2 protein-coding genes are annotated in these 1,853 nt (G+C 36.2%); both read right to left on the bottom strand.

All coding sequences use genetic code 11. The features are described 5' to 3' along the window. The coding region (locus tag ABY905_RS16965) for an ABC transporter permease (protein ID WP_372646033.1) at positions 1-1,331 on the bottom strand (1,331 nt) is incomplete at its 3' end. A 17-nt stretch (positions 1,332-1,348) separates the two neighbouring features. Then, the coding region (locus tag ABY905_RS16960; RefSeq protein ID WP_372646031.1) for an ABC transporter ATP-binding protein at positions 1,349-1,853 on the bottom strand (505 nt) is incomplete at its 5' end.

Raw genomic sequence — 1,853 nt, 5'->3', positions numbered from 1 at the left:
GACTTTTCATCTCCTGGATGTAGCTTGTTAACTAATTCGATTTGTTTATGAAGTACAATCGTTATGATGATAGCAGCTATGGAAAGCATAAACTGGAAAAGTAGTGATGCTACAAACTTCTTAGATCCCTGATAAGGTGAACGAGCTAAGTCTTTGGATACTTTTGTTGTGACTAAAGGTAAAAGGGAAGCCAAAGCAAAGATTAGATAAAAGACGATAGTTATCCAAAGCGTATTGAAAGCTGAAATGTCTATATTAAAAGATGAGCCGATAATTTTATCAAAATTATAAGCCAGAAATCCACCTAAAAAAATAGCAAAACTAATAGGAATAAGTGAACGTGTGAAAATTAGTCTAGCTAAATCAGAATAAGATGCTCCATTAATCATGCGAATTTTAAAATCTTTGAGATCAGTAATAAATTGCACGTAATTTAAATTGGTGTAATTTATAAATGCAATCAAGAAAACAATAAAGGCACCAATAATTAGAATGATTACAGATGTTATACTACCATTCATACTGAGTTCATCAACTTCATGACTGTATAAATGGATATCTCTTAAAGGTGTTAATTCAGATTTAGCAGACGGAGCTTCATCGTCTTCTTTACAATTTTTTTCCCAATAGGTATCGATTGATTTTATAAGTGATACAATTTGGGTCCCTTTTTGTGTTAAAATGTAATTTATGCCCGAATTCCATTTAGCCTCTTGTCTCTCCCTATCTTGTTTATCAGTTAAGGAAAGTAACAAATCTGCCTGAAAATGTGAATTCTCTGGAAAATCTTCCATTACTGCCGATACGGTGTAGTGGTTAGATTTTGCACTATATTGCTCCTGAATTTCAATCTTTTTTCCGATTGCATCTATCGTTCCAAAGTATGCTAGTGCCGTTTTTTTGCTAATGGCAACCTGATTGGGTTGATTGAACAAAGTTTCTCTATTACCTTTTATCAACTTAAAATCGAAGACTTTAAAAAACTGACCAGAAGTATGAAAAATATGCTTGGATGAAAACGTGTTGTGATTGGCTGTTATGATTGTATTTTGAGATGTCAGCAAGCGAGCTACATGTTTAATCTCATGAAAATTATCGTATAAAGGAAGACTTAAATGTCCCGATATCTCAATGGGAGACATGTCTTCGTACAATTCATCATTTTCGAGCTTTATACGATAAATATCATCAGCTTGTGAATGAAAGTTGTCGTAGGAGAGTTCTTTTTGAGCGTGAGTAAATATGATGAGGGTAACAGCAAATGCCAGCCCTATACCAAGGGTGTTGATGCCGTACCATTTTTTATTCTTTAGTATTTGGTTTAATATCATGGATTTGTGGTCTTAGCTTAGTAATTAATGGTAGCGAATTCTTTGGCGGTTTTTTCTGTCATCACTTCACCATCGAATAGGCGAATAACGCGATGAGCAAATTCAGCATCCCGCTCAGAGTGAGTTACCATCACAATCGTCATGCCTTCGCTATTGAGTTCGCTCAGCAAGTTCATTACTTCTAGTCCTGTTTTAGAATCCAGGTTACCTGTGGGTTCATCGGCAAGTAGAAGTTTGGGCTTGGCAGATACGGCTCGGGCAATGGCCACACGTTGTTGCTGTCCACCCGATAGTTGTTGCGGGTAATGGTGTTTGCGATGTCCAATCTTCATACGATCCAGAACTTCTAAAACTCTGGCCTTTTTATCAGCTTTGCTTACGTTAAGGTAATTGAGAGGCAATTCCACATTACAAAAAACGTTCAGTTCATCAATCAGGTTAAAGCTTTGGAATACAAAATTGATATTACCCTTACGGATGATGTTGCGTTGTTTTTCCTTTTGATTGCCGACCTCCTGATCG

Origin of the sequence: Ancylomarina sp., from assembly GCF_041555295.1 — a bacterium.
Classification (GTDB): Bacteria; Bacteroidota; Bacteroidia; order Bacteroidales; family Marinifilaceae; genus Ancylomarina.
Note: the sequence above shows the minus strand (reverse complement) of the source record. Positions and strands in the feature narration are given on the sequence as shown.